This window comes from Paenibacillus timonensis, assembly GCF_022427145.1.
Classification (GTDB): Bacteria; Bacillota; Bacilli; order Paenibacillales; family Paenibacillaceae; genus Fontibacillus; species Fontibacillus timonensis.
On sequence record NZ_JAKSXN010000092.1, the window covers coordinates 1 to 12,964 of the forward strand.

At 55.4% G+C, this 12,964-nt stretch carries 14 protein-coding genes and 1 riboswitch; of the genes, 9 read left to right on the forward strand and 5 right to left on the reverse strand.

Annotated elements, in window-relative coordinates; translation table 11 throughout:
* Nucleotides 1–192: 192 nt before the first annotated feature.
* Nucleotides 193–813 (forward strand): HD-GYP domain-containing protein, encoded by a 621-nt coding sequence (locus tag MJ257_RS23240; protein WP_240271491.1) that lies wholly within the window; start codon nucleotides 193–195, stop codon nucleotides 811–813.
* Nucleotides 814–840: 27 nt separating this feature from the next.
* The gene (locus MJ257_RS23245; RefSeq protein WP_240271493.1) at nucleotides 841–1,170 is read left to right on the forward strand and encodes a hypothetical protein; all 330 of its coding nucleotides are present in this window, start codon (nucleotides 841–843) and stop codon (nucleotides 1,168–1,170) included.
* A 19-nt stretch (nucleotides 1,171–1,189) separates the two neighbouring features.
* Here MJ257_RS23245 and MJ257_RS23250 read toward each other — a convergent pair whose 3' ends face one another.
* Genes MJ257_RS23250 through MJ257_RS23265 form a run of 4 tightly spaced genes read right to left on the reverse strand, consistent with a single transcriptional unit; the run spans nucleotide 1,190 to nucleotide 4,185 of the window.
* Complete coding sequence (locus MJ257_RS23250) at nucleotides 1,190–2,005, reverse strand: ABC transporter ATP-binding protein (RefSeq protein WP_240271495.1); 816 nt, start codon at nucleotides 2,003–2,005, stop codon at nucleotides 1,190–1,192.
* A gap of 28 nt (nucleotides 2,006–2,033) precedes the next feature.
* Nucleotides 2,034–2,804, reverse strand: a complete 771-nt coding sequence (locus MJ257_RS23255; protein WP_240271497.1) for an ABC transporter permease — start codon at nucleotides 2,802–2,804, stop codon at nucleotides 2,034–2,036.
* Entirely contained in the window at nucleotides 2,801–3,094 is a 294-nt protein-coding gene (locus tag MJ257_RS23260; RefSeq protein ID WP_240271499.1) for an MTH1187 family thiamine-binding protein, read from the reverse strand. The genes MJ257_RS23255 and MJ257_RS23260 overlap by 4 nt, the downstream gene beginning before the upstream one ends.
* 53 nt (nucleotides 3,095–3,147) lie before the next feature.
* Nucleotides 3,148–4,185: an ABC transporter substrate-binding protein gene (locus tag MJ257_RS23265; RefSeq protein ID WP_240271511.1), complete on the reverse strand. Its 1,038-nt coding sequence runs from the start codon at nucleotides 4,183–4,185 to the stop codon at nucleotides 3,148–3,150.
* 183 nt (nucleotides 4,186–4,368) lie between these two features.
* A riboswitch (TPP riboswitch) is annotated at nucleotides 4,369–4,481 on the reverse strand.
* A 304-nt stretch (nucleotides 4,482–4,785) separates the two neighbouring features.
* Between MJ257_RS23265 and MJ257_RS23270 the strand changes: the two genes are divergently transcribed.
* The 3 genes from MJ257_RS23270 (at nucleotide 4,786) to MJ257_RS23280 (ending at nucleotide 7,021) form a co-directional block, all read left to right on the forward strand.
* Nucleotides 4,786–4,986, forward strand: coding sequence for a cold-shock protein (locus MJ257_RS23270; RefSeq protein ID WP_009223993.1), 201 nt, complete (start codon nucleotides 4,786–4,788; stop codon nucleotides 4,984–4,986).
* Between the two features lie 169 nt (nucleotides 4,987–5,155).
* Nucleotides 5,156–5,377: a cold-shock protein gene (locus MJ257_RS23275; RefSeq protein WP_240271500.1), complete on the forward strand. Its 222-nt coding sequence runs from the start codon at nucleotides 5,156–5,158 to the stop codon at nucleotides 5,375–5,377.
* A 210-nt stretch (nucleotides 5,378–5,587) separates the two neighbouring features.
* Nucleotides 5,588–7,021, forward strand: a complete 1,434-nt coding sequence (locus MJ257_RS23280; protein ID WP_240271501.1) for a sensor domain-containing diguanylate cyclase — start codon at nucleotides 5,588–5,590, stop codon at nucleotides 7,019–7,021.
* Between the two features lie 27 nt (nucleotides 7,022–7,048).
* On the opposite strand, the gene MJ257_RS23285 is transcribed toward MJ257_RS23280, so the two are convergent.
* The gene (locus MJ257_RS23285) at nucleotides 7,049–7,540 is read right to left on the reverse strand and encodes a CcdC family protein (RefSeq protein ID WP_240271502.1); all 492 of its coding nucleotides are present in this window, start codon (nucleotides 7,538–7,540) and stop codon (nucleotides 7,049–7,051) included.
* 135 nt (nucleotides 7,541–7,675) lie between these two features.
* On the opposite strand from MJ257_RS23285, the gene MJ257_RS23290 reads away from it, so the two are divergent.
* From MJ257_RS23290 to cysW, 4 genes are all read left to right on the forward strand, one after another.
* Nucleotides 7,676–9,199 (forward strand): beta-propeller fold lactonase family protein, encoded by a 1,524-nt coding sequence (locus tag MJ257_RS23290; protein WP_240271503.1) that lies wholly within the window; start codon nucleotides 7,676–7,678, stop codon nucleotides 9,197–9,199.
* Nucleotides 9,200–9,725: 526 nt separating this feature from the next.
* Complete coding sequence (locus MJ257_RS23295; RefSeq protein WP_240271505.1) at nucleotides 9,726–10,802, forward strand: sulfate ABC transporter substrate-binding protein; 1,077 nt, start codon at nucleotides 9,726–9,728, stop codon at nucleotides 10,800–10,802.
* A 35-nt stretch (nucleotides 10,803–10,837) separates the two neighbouring features.
* Nucleotides 10,838–11,668, forward strand: coding sequence for a sulfate ABC transporter permease subunit CysT (gene cysT, locus MJ257_RS23300; RefSeq protein ID WP_240271507.1), 831 nt, complete (start codon nucleotides 10,838–10,840; stop codon nucleotides 11,666–11,668).
* A 29-nt stretch (nucleotides 11,669–11,697) separates the two neighbouring features.
* The gene (gene cysW, locus MJ257_RS23305) at nucleotides 11,698–12,558 is read left to right on the forward strand and encodes a sulfate ABC transporter permease subunit CysW (RefSeq protein ID WP_240271509.1); all 861 of its coding nucleotides are present in this window, start codon (nucleotides 11,698–11,700) and stop codon (nucleotides 12,556–12,558) included.
* Nucleotides 12,559–12,964 lie beyond the last annotated feature (406 nt).

Sequence of the window (12,964 nt, forward strand, 5' to 3'; positions counted from 1 at the left end):
TTTGTCGCATAATTGTTATTGTACGACATGGTCTGTTTTTCATCCGTTTGCTCTGATTCATCATCGGGTTAAATGCATCAAAATTTAACTGGATTTTAGTTGAAATTTCTTTTTTTCTTCTAAAGAAGGAGGGAAATTCGGCTCCAAAACGGGAAAGGCAAATGAAGACACAGGTTTTAGGGGGCAGAACGGTTGACTGTTTTTAATGAGTTCATTGACGAACTGTACATGGACAATAGCCCAGATGCAGTGAAGTGGTTTAACCTACTCGTGCGCAAACATCCAGAAACCTATCATCATAGTATTCGGGTAGCCATGCTGGCAGAGAAGATCGCCGAGCCGCTGGAGATCCGCGGAGCGGACAAGGACATGCTGGTCCGGGGATGCTTTATGCATGACATCGGCAAAACGATGATTCCCCGTGTGATCATCGAACAGCGGGAGCCGCTGACGGAGGCCCAGTGGAAGATCATTAAGCTGCACCCGGTCATCGGGGCGGAGCTGGTCGAAGCGGATCCGGCGTTCGGGCCGGGCATCGCGGATATCGTTCGGTGGCATCATGAGCGTTGGGACGGGGCCGGTTATCCGGACGGGATGAAGGGGGAGCAAATCCCTTATAACGCGAGAATTTGCGCGGTGGTCGACGCCTTCGATTCGATGACGTCGGACAGGCATTACCGAGAGCGGAAGCTGACGATGGCCGAAGCCAAGCTGGAACTGCTCCGGCATCGCGAGACCCAATTCGATCCGGAGATCGTCGATGCGTTAATGCAGCTTTCCGATGAGATGTTGAATATTTATTCGATCATGTAAATTTCGCGGATATCAGGGGGGATGGATATGGAAAAAGGGTCCTGGAGCCGTCCTGTTTCACCGGCGGAACTGCAGGAAGCCAAGCGGGCAGGGAAAACCTTGTTCTCCCTTCGCGTGACCGTAATTCCCGATTGTGCGCAGAGGCTGGCGCGCTTCCGGCTGATCGACGCGAAACTAAGCGCCTATGAGCAGGTGTTGGATCGAATGCCGGAGCTTGCTCCTCCGGCCGAACCTCAAGAATCCATTGAATCCGTGACTTGGCTGATCGCCTTCGCAGGGGAAGCCGCGCATCTGCAAAGATGGGTGGAACTGATGCTGGACGTCGATCAAGTCGTTGTCGCCGAAATCGATACATAATCGAAGGAGGAGTCTTGATTCAGACTCCTCCTGTTGCTGTTTTACGCTGTTCTTCCGCCATCATGGCTGCAATCTCCCGCTTCAGCCGAATAAAGTCGGGATCTTCCGTCATTTCTTCGCGACGCGGACGGGGGAAGGGGACCTGAATCGTATGCAGGACGCTGGCCGGCCGGTTGGAGAACAAAACAATCGTGTCGGAAAGCATCAGCGCTTCCTCGATGCTGTGGGTGATCATGAGGACGGAGCGCTTATTCTCCTCCCAGATGTCCAGCAACCAACGTTGCATTTCGCTGCGCGTCAGCGCGTCGAGGGCGCTGAACGGCTCGTCGAGGCACATCACCTCCTGTGGGGCAAGCAGTCCCCGCAGGAACGAGGCTCGTTGCTGCATGCCGCCGGATAACATATGGGGGTAAGCCCGTTCGAAGCCGCCTAGTCCGGCTTTGCCAAGCCAATCTTGGATTTCCGTGCGGGAGCTCCGGCTCCCGGTACCGGCGATCTCCTGTGCCAATACGACGTTGTCCTCGATCGTTCGCCAGGGGAACAGCGCGGGCTGCTGCGGCACGTAACTGATATGTCCGCGCTGACCGGTGACCCGGCGGCCCTGAAGCAGAACTTCCCCTTGTTCCGGGGCGGTCAAGCCGCCGATGACGTGGAACAGCGTGCTTTTGCCGCATCCGGACGGGCCGATGATCGACACGAATTCACCGGCCGGTACCCGCAGCGAAATGTCGCGCAGTACCGGGACTTCCCGGCGCCGGTCGCGGAACGTTTTATGGATCTGCCGAACCTCGAGTGCCGGTACGGCTTTCTCCCTTAGCGTTGATTCTTCGTTCATGTTCGAGCCTTCCTTTCCGTAAGCTGCCCTATCTCCGGTCGTTGGCCGGTTTGTAGCGGACGAGCCATTTTTCCAACAGGGCGACGCAGGCGAACATCGCCAGGCTGATGGCCACGATGATGGCGATGGCGACGAAGATTTTGTCCGTACGGAACGACGCCTTTTGCAGCATCATGTAGTAGCCGATCCCTTTGTCCGCGCCGATCCATTCGGCGATGACCGCCCCCATGACGCTGTAGGTCGCGGCGATTTTAACCCCGGACATGATCGACGGGATCGCGTAGGGCACCTCCAGCTTGCGGAAAATATCCGCCTTGGAGGCGCCGATCATCCGCATGTAATCCAGCATTGCGCGATCCGTGCGGCTCAGTCCGTCCATGGTTGCCACCGCAACGGGGAAGAAGCAGACGAGCGTAATGACGATGATCTTCGGCAGGATCCCGAAACCGAACCAGATCATCAGCAGCGGGGCCAGCGCGATGGTCGGGACGTTTTGGCTCAAGATGATCAGCGGATACAGCGAAGCCTTCAAGAACGGGACGTAATGGAGCATAAACGCTATAAGCAGGCCCACAAGCGTTCCGATGGCAAAGCCGATCAGCATCAGCCGCAGCGTCGCCAGCGTATGCTCCCCTAAGCTGGCCGCACCGGCGGCCGCTTCGCGCCCGATATCGACCGGGCTGGGGAGAATCCACTTCTCAATGTGAAACCAGGCGGTGGCGCCTTGCCAGATCAGCAAAAACAAGATGACCGCCACGAGGGGCGGCCAGATGCTGTGCCAAAGGCTGCGGAAATTCATGGCCGATATTTTTCGATCAGCTTATCCATGCTGACGCCTTTGGGATTATACGAGATTTTGATTTGCGAGATAATGCCTGGGCTGCCGAATTCGATGACGGCTTCGTTCATTTTCTTCACGATGGCCAGCAGCTCGTCGAGATCTCCCTCCATGGTCGTCTCCAGGGGATTCACCTGATATTTGACGCCGGAAGCCTGAATCACTTCAATGGCCCGGTCGACATAGGGAATTACGTCTTCGCCGTTTGGCGTTTTCGGAATGATTTGAATGCTTAAAAGTGCGTTTGGCATCGGTTCGTTCATCCTTTCGGAATATGGATTTGGCATCAATCGTGTAGGGTCAGTTATTCATTTGGCAAAAACTCGTTGGTGAAGGCGGCATCGACGTCGAGCGGTTTCTCCAGCAGGCCGCGTTCATGCATCCAATCGGAGTAGTTCTGCCATACTTCCCGTTTCTGCTCGCCCCAGCGCGGAGCATCGTCCTTGTATTTCGGGCTCAGCCATTTTTGGCTGGCGACCACCAGGTCCTTGTCGAGCTCCGGTACGGCGTTAAGCAGAATTTGCGCCGCTTCGTCCGGATGGTCCATCGCATAATTATAGCCTTTGGAGACGGCTCGCATAAACGCCTTTACCAGCTCCGGGTCGTCCTTGATCGTCTTCTCGTTGGTGACGAGCACCGGCGTATAGTAATCGAGCTGCTCGGAGAAGTCCTTGACGTAGAGCATATCCAGCGGCTCGCCCCGCAGTTCGGCCTCGATCCCGGTCCAAGCGTAGAAGATCCAGGCAAAATCGATATCCCGCTTCACGGCGGTAAAATAATCGGCATCCCCGATATTGAGGAATTTCACCTTGCTGACATCGGCCCCTTGCAGGTCCATGATGGATTTGATGACCGCTTCTTCTACCGGAGAACCCCAGCCGCCGTAAGCTTTGCCCTCGAAGTCCTTGGGCGACTTGATGTTCTTGGCTACCGGCGCAGCGAAGCCGGATGTATTATGCTGAATGATTGCGGCGATGGATACGAGCGGAACGCCCTGGATTCGGCTTTGCGTGACGTTCTCTTGCACGCTGACGCCAAACGGCACCTCCCCGGAGGCAACCATCGCCTCGGCGCCGCCGGAACCGGGCAGGACGATATCCACGTTCAGCCCCTCCTGGGCGAAATATCCTTGATCCTTGGCGGCGTAAAGCCCGGTATGGTTCGTGTTGGGGCTCCAGTCGAGCACGACTTTGACGTTCTGCAGCTCTGCGCCGGACGCAGGATTCGGTGCAGCGGCTTCGGTATTTGGTCCGCCTTCGTTCCCGGCAGCCGCCTTGCCGGCATGGTTTCCGTTTGTTCCGCCGCAGGCGGACAGCACCAGCAGCATGCAGCCGAGGAACATCGCCAGCGCGGCGCGTAGTTGAACTTTCACGACACATTCTCTCCTTCGTGGGTTTAAATTTCCGCAGCTTGTTCTAGGTATAACCCTGGATACGCGTCCTTAAGCGCATTCCGAACGTCCGGATACAAAAAAACGTCCCGGATCCGGGACGCGATAGGCAATGGAAATGAAAATAATACAGGTTCAAGTCCATGGTATGGCTCCCTACGCTGGCATTATCCAGATCAGGTTAAAGGGTCAGTATCTTGGAGGGATACACTCTCAGCCGGCCGATTCCAGCACCCCTGAACAGTATGACTGCAGATTACATCTGTCATTATAGTTTTCGTCAGCCGCTTTTGTCCAGCATTTCCGGACCGGCTTGCAAAAACAGGGGATTTGCTTTTTATCTGGCAAAAGGCTATAATGAGTTCATCTCGTGTTTTTGAAGGAAGATATTCATTCACCCATTGAAAAGAGTGTCACTTTTAAAACTGGAACTTTTTTCAATGTGTGAATTTTTTTTATACAAGTGGTGCATGTTCAATAAAGGTCAGCCTTTTTGAGCGACTTCTGTTAAAAAAATGAATCATGTTAATCTTGAAACAGGAGGTATTCCCCATGGAAACCGGAACAGTAAAATGGTTTAACGCTGAGAAAGGTTTTGGCTTCATCGAAGTGGAAGGCGGAAATGACGTATTCGTTCATTTCAGCGCGATCACTGGCGAAGGCTTCAAAACCCTCGACGAAGGCCAGCGCGTACAATTCAACGTGGTTCAAGGCAACCGCGGCCCTCAAGCCGAAAACGTTGTAAAACTGTAAGCCAGCCAGAAACTGCTCTTAATGCGTTCTCGCATTAAGGGCAGTTTTTCTTCGCAAAGATCATTCATGAGGTTAACATTCAGAAGCCTGCTTCTGATGGTACATATAGCATCTTGAGAAACTACATCTATGCACCCGGTTGGAACGCTCACTTTGAAGGAGGGGAATTATGAACTACCGTAAAAAAACGTTAGAAGAAATTCCTGAGGAAAATACGCCGGTATGGACCTGCACGAGCGATGATTGCAACGGATGGATGCGGGACAATTTCACGTTCGATTATAGCCCGGTGTGTCCGCTTTGCTCGTCCGAGATGGTCATGGGAACGCGCATGCTTCCCCAACTGAGTAATCCGAGCTCCGATCAAAGATCGTCGGCCAAAAAGGCATAGGCAAGGCCGCCGCCGGAAACGGGTGGCGCTGTCAGCAACCACAGCCGTATTCGCATCATGCGAATGCGGCTGTTTCTTTTATTCCGGAGCCGGGCCTGGAAGATGATGCAAAAATGAAATCTCCATAAAAAGATTGCATCTATATTAAAAATTTTATATGTTTGAGATACTGCAATGATTTGACATCCAGAAGGGAGAACCCGCGCTCCGATGCACGGAAATTACAAGGTCGCTTCGCAAGTATTCGATATACCTTCCAGCAGCAAACAGAGGAAGCTGGCGGTCCTGCTTGGCATACTGATTAGCGTGGTGTCGCTCGTGGCTTTGCCATTCGGGATGACAGCGCTTCCGACCATGGAGCCTTTTCTGTCGGCCGCGATCGGTTGGCTGATTTTCGGGGACATGCTGACGGCTTTTATCATATACGGCCAATATCGGGCCTCCGGTCTACCGGCGTTGCTCGTTTTGTCCTGCACTTATTTGTTCAGCGGATTAATGACGTTTTTGCATATTTTGACTTTTCCCGATCTCTTTGGCGAATTGGGGGAGAAGATCGGAGCCGGAGGGCAAACCGCGGCATGGCTTTGGGTGTTTTGGCACGCGGGTTTTTCTCTGGGCATCTTGTTATATGCCTGGGTAAACCGGAAATGGCCCAAGCCGTTTAGCTCGAAGGAGCAGATCTTCAATTACGGAACGGCAGGGGTCACGTTGACGCTGTTAGCCGTATTTGGCGTTTTTGAGCTTACCGCTTTAGGAGATCGTTGGCTGCCCGGCATCTTACATCAGAACGACTACCAAAGGTTGAACACTTCGGGCATTGGACCGGCCTTATGGATTTTGAACCTCTTTGCCTTGGTGGCGGTGTGGAGTAGAGTGAAGGGATGGTCGATGCTGCATTTATGGTTGGCGGTGGCGATGCTCGCCTTACTGATGGACGTGACGCTGACACTGTTTGCCAGTATGCGCTTCACTTTGGGATGGTATGTAGCCAAGTTCAATTCGGTTGTCGCTTCGACGGTCGTGATTTGCGCGGTCGTTAATGAGGTGAATCGGTTATTCATCCGATTGTCGGAACAACACCGGCAGTTGACGGAGTCGGGCCTGCAGCTTGAGCATGCGAACGAACAGCTGATTCGCCTGACCAATCTCGACGGGTTGACGGAGATTCCCAACCGCCGGCGCTTCGACGAAATCCTGGCCTGGGAAATGGTCTCCCCGGAGGAGCGGAGCACGGCGTTGTCGCTGCTCATCATAGATATCGATTGCTTTAAAGCCTATAATGATTATTATGGACATCAAGGCGGGGATCGCGTTCTGAAGGAAATCGCATGGACGATCTATGCGGAGGCGAAGAAGGCGCAAGGTTTTGCCGCCAGATACGGCGGGGAGGAGTTTGTGGTCGTCTTGTCCGGACTGGATACGCAGCAAACCTTGGAGGCTGCCGAGCGGCTGCGAAAAGCGGTCGCCGGCTTGGCCATCGAGCACACGCGTTCCAAAGCGGGGAAGTACGTAACGATCAGCGTTGGCGGTTACCGCCTCGCTCCGTTCGATCCGATGCCTGCGGAGGACTTTATCCGCCGGGCGGACCGCTGCCTCTATCGATCCAAGGAAGAGGGGCGCAACCGCTCGGTCGTCGAAGGCTGAACAATTGCCCCCGGACTTTCTCATGAATCAGGAGGCAGGGGCATTCTCGGTCATAGCACGGTATTGTTTGAACATAAACAGACGCCAGCGAATAATCATGCCGTAAGCGAGCAGGAAGAACAGCGCTGCGGTTTGCATCACGGAGACATACTGTTCTACGGCCTCATGCAGCAGGAGACGGACGACAAGCAGACCGATCAGGATCAGGATAAAGCTGCGGGAACGCTCCGCATAAATCTCGCCGTCGATTTTCTCGAACTTGGTTGTCCGGATCAACGGATAGGAGAACAGGAGCCAGCCGAAAGCGAAGGCGATGACGCCCCACAGGATCGGGATGTGCGTCTCCGGGACGATGAACATCATGAGACCGGTCGTCATGCCCAACGGGGGGATGACGATTTTCTTCACGGTGACGGGCCGACGGCTGGCTTTCAGACGTATAAACAAAACGGCGACAGCCATAGCCATCGCGCCGAAGGTGAAGGCGATTTGCAGATAAGAGGGATTCATCAGTTTCATGGAAATTCCCTTTCTGTAGGTAATTGCGAGCAGCGATCCATTAATAATGGCTACTAGGTAAGAGCGATTCGCGAGAACATTATATCATACTCGCCCGCACTTGTTTCAATCTCGGTAAGGGAAAGGGGAAGGAAGATGAACAGCGAATTGACGGTCGCCGTCCATTGCTTGTTGTTTTTGGATTCCAGGGAGGATCACATGGCCAATAGCGAGCAAATCGCCTGCAGCGTGGCGACGCACCCGGCCCGGGTACGCAAGGTGCTCAGCCTGCTTCGCCGTCACGACCTCGTGACGACGAAGGAGGGGGCTCATGGCGGATACCTGCTGAAGGCCGAGCTCTCGCGGGTATCCCTCGGCGATTTGTACCGCATCTTCGCTCAAGGTTCGCTGCGTCCAAGCTGGTGCTCCGGCAGCGAACACTCTTCCTGTGCCATTTCCTCGAACATCCCGGCTGTCATGAATGAGATCTATGGCGGGGCGGAGCGTCAGGTGGAGTTATATTTCGACCGGCTGCCCTTGTCCGAGGTGAAACGGCTGATGGAAGATTCCGAATATGGGAAGGAAGAGGATTCGATGAGTATAAATAACCAAGACGTCTGGCTATTTTACGCGGGTTCCTACGCCGAAAGCGGGGAGCCGGGGATTTATCTCTGCGAACTGCGGCGGGACACCGGGGAAATGCGGATCCTCCACGGCTTCTCGGATCTCGTGAATCCGTCTTTCGTAGCCATCGATGCCAAGGGGCTGCGATTGTATGCAGTAAGCGAACAAACCGAAGGACGGGTTGCCGGTTTCGCGATCGATCCGAAGGACGGGACGCTGGCGATGTTGGGCGGGGATAAGGCAACGCTGGGGGCTGATCCATGTCATCTGGCTCTGCAACCTGGGCCGGAGCGGCACTTGCTGGTCGCCAATTATTCCAGCGGCCATGTCAATGCCTTTGCCCTCGAACCGGACGGTGCGCCGGGGGACATGATCTCCCATATCCGCCATGAGGGAAGCAGCGTAAACGAGCAGCGCCAGGAGTCGGCCCATGCGCATAGCGCCGTGCCAAGCCTGGACGGCCGGTTCGCCTTCGTCTCCGATTTGGGAACGGACCAAATCGTAGCCTATCGGCTGGAATGCGGGAAGCTCGTGAAGCACGGGGCGACGGATTTGCCGCCGGGGGCCGGTCCGCGGCATTTCGTGATCCATCCGTCGGAACGGTTTGCTTACGGCATGAACGAGCTGAACAACACGATGACGGCTTACGCATTCGATCCGGAGGAGGGGCGGCTTGAGGCGATTCAGCACGTCAGCTCGCTGCCGGACGATTTCCGCGGGGAGAACTACCCGGCCGATATTCACTTCTCGCCGGACGGCCGGTTTGTCTACGGTTCCAACCGCGGGCACGACAGCATCGTTCGTTTCCGCATCGATCCCAAGACCGGACGTCTCGATGACCCGGCATGGACGAGTGCGGGAGGAAGCTGGCCGCGTAATTTCGCCGTACTGGACGACTACGTATTGGTGGCGAATCAGTACAGCGGCAATATCGCCGCCTTGCGCCGCGATTCCGAGAGCGGTCGCCTGTTGCCGACCGAGCAAAGCTTAAGGATCGCCAAGCCGTCCTGCGTCGAGCCGCTTCCAGCCGGTCTGGCGGCGGAAATGCTGAAGTAACTTCGGAAGATTTTCCAGGAAGGATGGAACCTCGGTGCCTAGAGCGGCATATCTCTACTAGTAGGGAAAACGCTGGGCGGCCGGCAGGTACCAAGTGAGGCAGAAGCTTCATATCAACTGAAGACGAAGGTTTCGACCCTAACACCCGAAGGCCCGCATTTTGCCGGCTTTCGGTTTTTTTTTTCATTGATGGAAGGGGGCATTCACCGCTCCAGGCCGGGCCTGTACCGACTATAAGGGGAGCTTATAAATAATTTGATTTTTTTGCATAAAAAGGTTTGACATTTTTGGGCTGCCGCATATAAAATAACACCATAGCATACTAAACAGGTAGGAATAATTAAAAATGTTCTCACCGTACGGACGGAGGAACGCTCTACTTGCCTTGGCAGACACGGGTAGTGGCTCGGTTTGACCGTAGGGGGTGGGGCGTTTCTCCGTTTTCCTTTTCAGACGAAGTCTGATGCGGTAGATGCCTGCTCTGCCCTAGTAAAGCGAGAAGAATGTGAGTATGGGGAGTGATACGATGAACAGAAAGTTGAAGCAAGGGGTTCTGATGAGTTTGGCGTTAATATTGGTTGGGGTCCTGGCGGCTTGCTCGGCGAACAAGAGCGGCAACAACGAGGCGGCCAGCGCGGCAGCCGGCAATTCCGGCGGCGAGGAGAAGCCCAAAGCGGTGGAACTGCTGAACGTATCCTACGACCCGACCCGGGAATTATACGAGAAATATAACGAAGCCTTCGCGGCCTATTGGGAGAAAGAAAAAGGACAGAAGGTCACGATCAAGCAGTCGCACGGCGGATCGGGCAAGCAAAGCCGGGCGGTCATCGACGGATTGAAGGCCGACGTGGTCACGCTGGCGCTCGGATACGACATTGACGCGATTTCGCAAAGCGGTTTGATTAATGAAGGCTGGCAGCAAAAATACGAACATAACAGCTCGCCCTACACCTCGACGATCGTATTTCTGGTTCGCAAAGGCAACCCGAAAGAGATCAAGGATTGGAATGATTTGATTAAGGACGGCGTCGAAGTCATCACGCCGAACCCGCAAACCTCTGGCGGAGCGCGGTGGAATTACCTGGCGGCATGGGGATACGCTCTGCATCATAACAATAACGATGAAACGAAAGCACGGGAGTTCGTGCAGGAGCTGTTCAAGCATGTGCCGGTTCTCGACAGCGGGGCACGCGGCGCAACGACGACGTTTGTTGAACGCGGACTCGGCGACGTACTGTTGGCTTGGGAGAATGAGGCATGGTTGTCCGTTCAGGAGCTGGGGCCGGACAAATTTGACATCGTCTATCCGTCGGAGAGCATTCTGGCCGAACCGCCCGTCGCGGTGGTAGACAAAAACGTGGATGCCAAGGGCACTCGCGAAGTAGCCGAAGCCTATTTGAAATACTTGTATTCGGAAGAAGGCCAGAAGATCGCCGCGGAAAATTACTACCGCCCGACGCTGGACAGCGTTAAGACGCAATATGCCGACAAGTTCCCGGAGATCAAGCTGTTTACGATCGAGGAATTCGGTGGCTGGGCTGAAGCGCAAGCGAAGCATTTCAATGACGGCGGCATCTTCAGCCAGATTTACGTACCGCAATAATCCAAACCGACCGTAACGAATCGGAGGCGAAAAATATGCACAGTGGCACCACAAAGCGCGGCGTTCTTCCCGGCTTCGGGATGACGATGGGATTCAGCGTGCTCTACCTTAGCTTGATCGTGCTGATCCCGCTTTCCGCTTTGCTGCTGAATTCTACGGGACTAACCTGGGAGAAGTTTTGGGACATCGCGACCGACCCGCGCGTGCTTGCCTCCTACAAGGTGAGCTTTCTAACGGCGGCGGCGGCCGGACTGATCGATGCGGTGCTGGGGCTGCTGCTGGCCTGGGTGCTGGTCCGGTACGATTTCCCCGGAAAAAACGTGTTTGATGCCATGATCGACCTTCCTTTTGCCCTGCCTACGGCAGTGGCCGGGGTTTCCCTTACCGCGATCTATTCGGCTAACGGCTGGATCGGTTCTCTGTTCGAACCGCTGGGGATCCGCATCGCGTTTACGCCGGCAGGCATTACGCTTGCGCTGATGTTTATCGGCATCCCGTTTGTCGTGCGCACCGTACAACCGGTGTTGCAGGATCTGGACGCCGAGGTGGAGGAGGCGGCCGCTACCTTAGGCGCGAGCCGCTTCCGCACCTTCCGCCAGGTGATACTGCCGGAGCTGCTGCCCCCGCTCTTGACGGGGTTTGCGCTCGCGTTCGCCCGCGGAATCGGCGAATACGGCTCGGTCGTCTTCATCTCCGGCAATATGCCGATGAAGACGGAAATCGCCCCGCTGCTGATCATGTCGAAGCTGGAACAATTCGACTACGCCGGGGCGACGGCCGTTGCGCTGATGCTGTTGTTGATCTCATTCGTGCTGTTGCTGCTCATCAACACGCTGCAACGCCAGGTCCGCAAGACCGCGAGGTAAGATAACGAACTCGATAGGGAGGGAAGATTATGGCCGGTTCTGTGCCATTAGCCGCAAGCAAGCCGACGGCCCCGCGCAAGCAGGCGGGGAAGAGGGGCGGCGCCATGAAGTGGGTATTGATCACGGCGGCCGCGCTGGTCCTGTTGTGGCTGATCGTCTTGCCGCTCGCCGTCGTGCTGACGGAGGCGCTCAAAAAAGGTTGGGACGTGTACGTAGCGGCGATTCGCGACCCAGATGCGCTATCCGCGCTGCGGTTAACGCTGCTTGTCGCGTTGATTACCGTCCCGTTGAATACGATCTTTGGAGTGGCCGCCGCTTGGGCCGTCACCAAATTCAAATTTCGCGGCAAACAAGTGTTGATCACGCTGATCGATCTGCCGTTTGCCGTATCTCCGGTCATCGGCGGCCTGATTTACGTGCTCGTGTATAGCACGCACGGATGGTTCGGCCCGTGGCTGGAGGAACATAACATCTCGATTATCTTCGCGCTGCCCGGCATCATCCTGGCAACGTTGTTCGTGACCTTCCCTTTTGTCGCCCGGGAGCTCATCCCGTTGATGGAGGATCAGGGGCAGCAGGAGGAGGAGGCCGCGGTCACTTTGGGAGCCCGGGGCTTCCGGATTTTCTGGAAGGTCACGCTCCCGAACATCAAATGGGGTCTATTGTACGGAATCGTGCTTTGCAATGCGCGAGCGATGGGGGAATTCGGCGCGGTCTCCGTCGTCTCGGGCCATATCCGGGGAGAAACGAACACTTTGCCGCTGCACGTGGAGATTCTGTATAACGAATACCAATTTTCCGCGTCATTTGCGGTGGCCTCCCTCTTGTTGCTGTTGGCGCTTGTGACCCTGCTGCTCAAAGGCTGGTTCACGCGCCAAAGCCGCCATTAGGGAGGATTGAGATTAGGGCCGGCCGCCATGGCGGGGCGTTGGAAAGAGTTGTGCAGGGAGTGGGGGCATGGGCCCCTAGTTAAACTAGAGTGCGGCATCGGTGTAGCAGTGAGTCGTGTGCAGTGAGTGGAGAGCAGTGTGCAGCGAGTCATGAGTAGCGAAGGGTGAGTGGCAGTGGCGATCGGAGAGTGGAGAGCGGCCAGTGGCGATTGCCTGTGGGGAGTGGCCATTGGCATTGGCGGACGCCTAACGGAACGTAAAGCCGTTATTTGCCCATTTCCCGACTATTTCCCGCTGTAACGGAACTCAGAGACCTTATTTGGCGGATCTGGCAGAGAAAGCACTGCATTTGGCCGAAATAAGGTCTCCTGGTTCCGTTAGAATTCGAGACCCTCGCGAAACCGAC

Excerpts from the sequence above, each read along its gene's own strand:
- MJ257_RS23245 (WP_240271493.1), top strand. The coding sequence starts at position 841 with ATGGAAAAAGGGTCCTGGAGCCGTCCTGTTTCACCGGCGGAACTGCAG.
- MJ257_RS23250 (WP_240271495.1), bottom strand. The coding sequence starts at position 2,005 with ATGAACGAAGAATCAACGCTAAGGGAGAAAGCCGTACCGGCACTCGAG.
- MJ257_RS23255 (WP_240271497.1), bottom strand. The coding sequence starts at position 2,804 with ATGAATTTCCGCAGCCTTTGGCACAGCATCTGGCCGCCCCTCGTGGCG.
- MJ257_RS23260 (WP_240271499.1), bottom strand. The coding sequence starts at position 3,094 with ATGCCAAACGCACTTTTAAGCATTCAAATCATTCCGAAAACGCCAAAC.
- MJ257_RS23265 (WP_240271511.1), bottom strand. The coding sequence starts at position 4,185 with ATGTTCCTCGGCTGCATGCTGCTGGTGCTGTCCGCCTGCGGCGGAACA.
- MJ257_RS23270 (WP_009223993.1), top strand. The coding sequence starts at position 4,786 with ATGGAAACCGGAACAGTAAAATGGTTTAACGCTGAGAAAGGTTTTGGC.
- MJ257_RS23275 (WP_240271500.1), top strand. The coding sequence starts at position 5,156 with ATGAACTACCGTAAAAAAACGTTAGAAGAAATTCCTGAGGAAAATACG.
- MJ257_RS23280 (WP_240271501.1), top strand. The coding sequence starts at position 5,588 with ATGCACGGAAATTACAAGGTCGCTTCGCAAGTATTCGATATACCTTCC.
- MJ257_RS23285 (WP_240271502.1), bottom strand. The coding sequence starts at position 7,540 with ATGAAACTGATGAATCCCTCTTATCTGCAAATCGCCTTCACCTTCGGC.
- MJ257_RS23290 (WP_240271503.1), top strand. The coding sequence starts at position 7,676 with ATGAACAGCGAATTGACGGTCGCCGTCCATTGCTTGTTGTTTTTGGAT.
- MJ257_RS23295 (WP_240271505.1), top strand. The coding sequence starts at position 9,726 with ATGAACAGAAAGTTGAAGCAAGGGGTTCTGATGAGTTTGGCGTTAATA.
- cysT (WP_240271507.1), top strand. The coding sequence starts at position 10,838 with ATGCACAGTGGCACCACAAAGCGCGGCGTTCTTCCCGGCTTCGGGATG.
- cysW (WP_240271509.1), top strand. The coding sequence starts at position 11,698 with ATGGCCGGTTCTGTGCCATTAGCCGCAAGCAAGCCGACGGCCCCGCGC.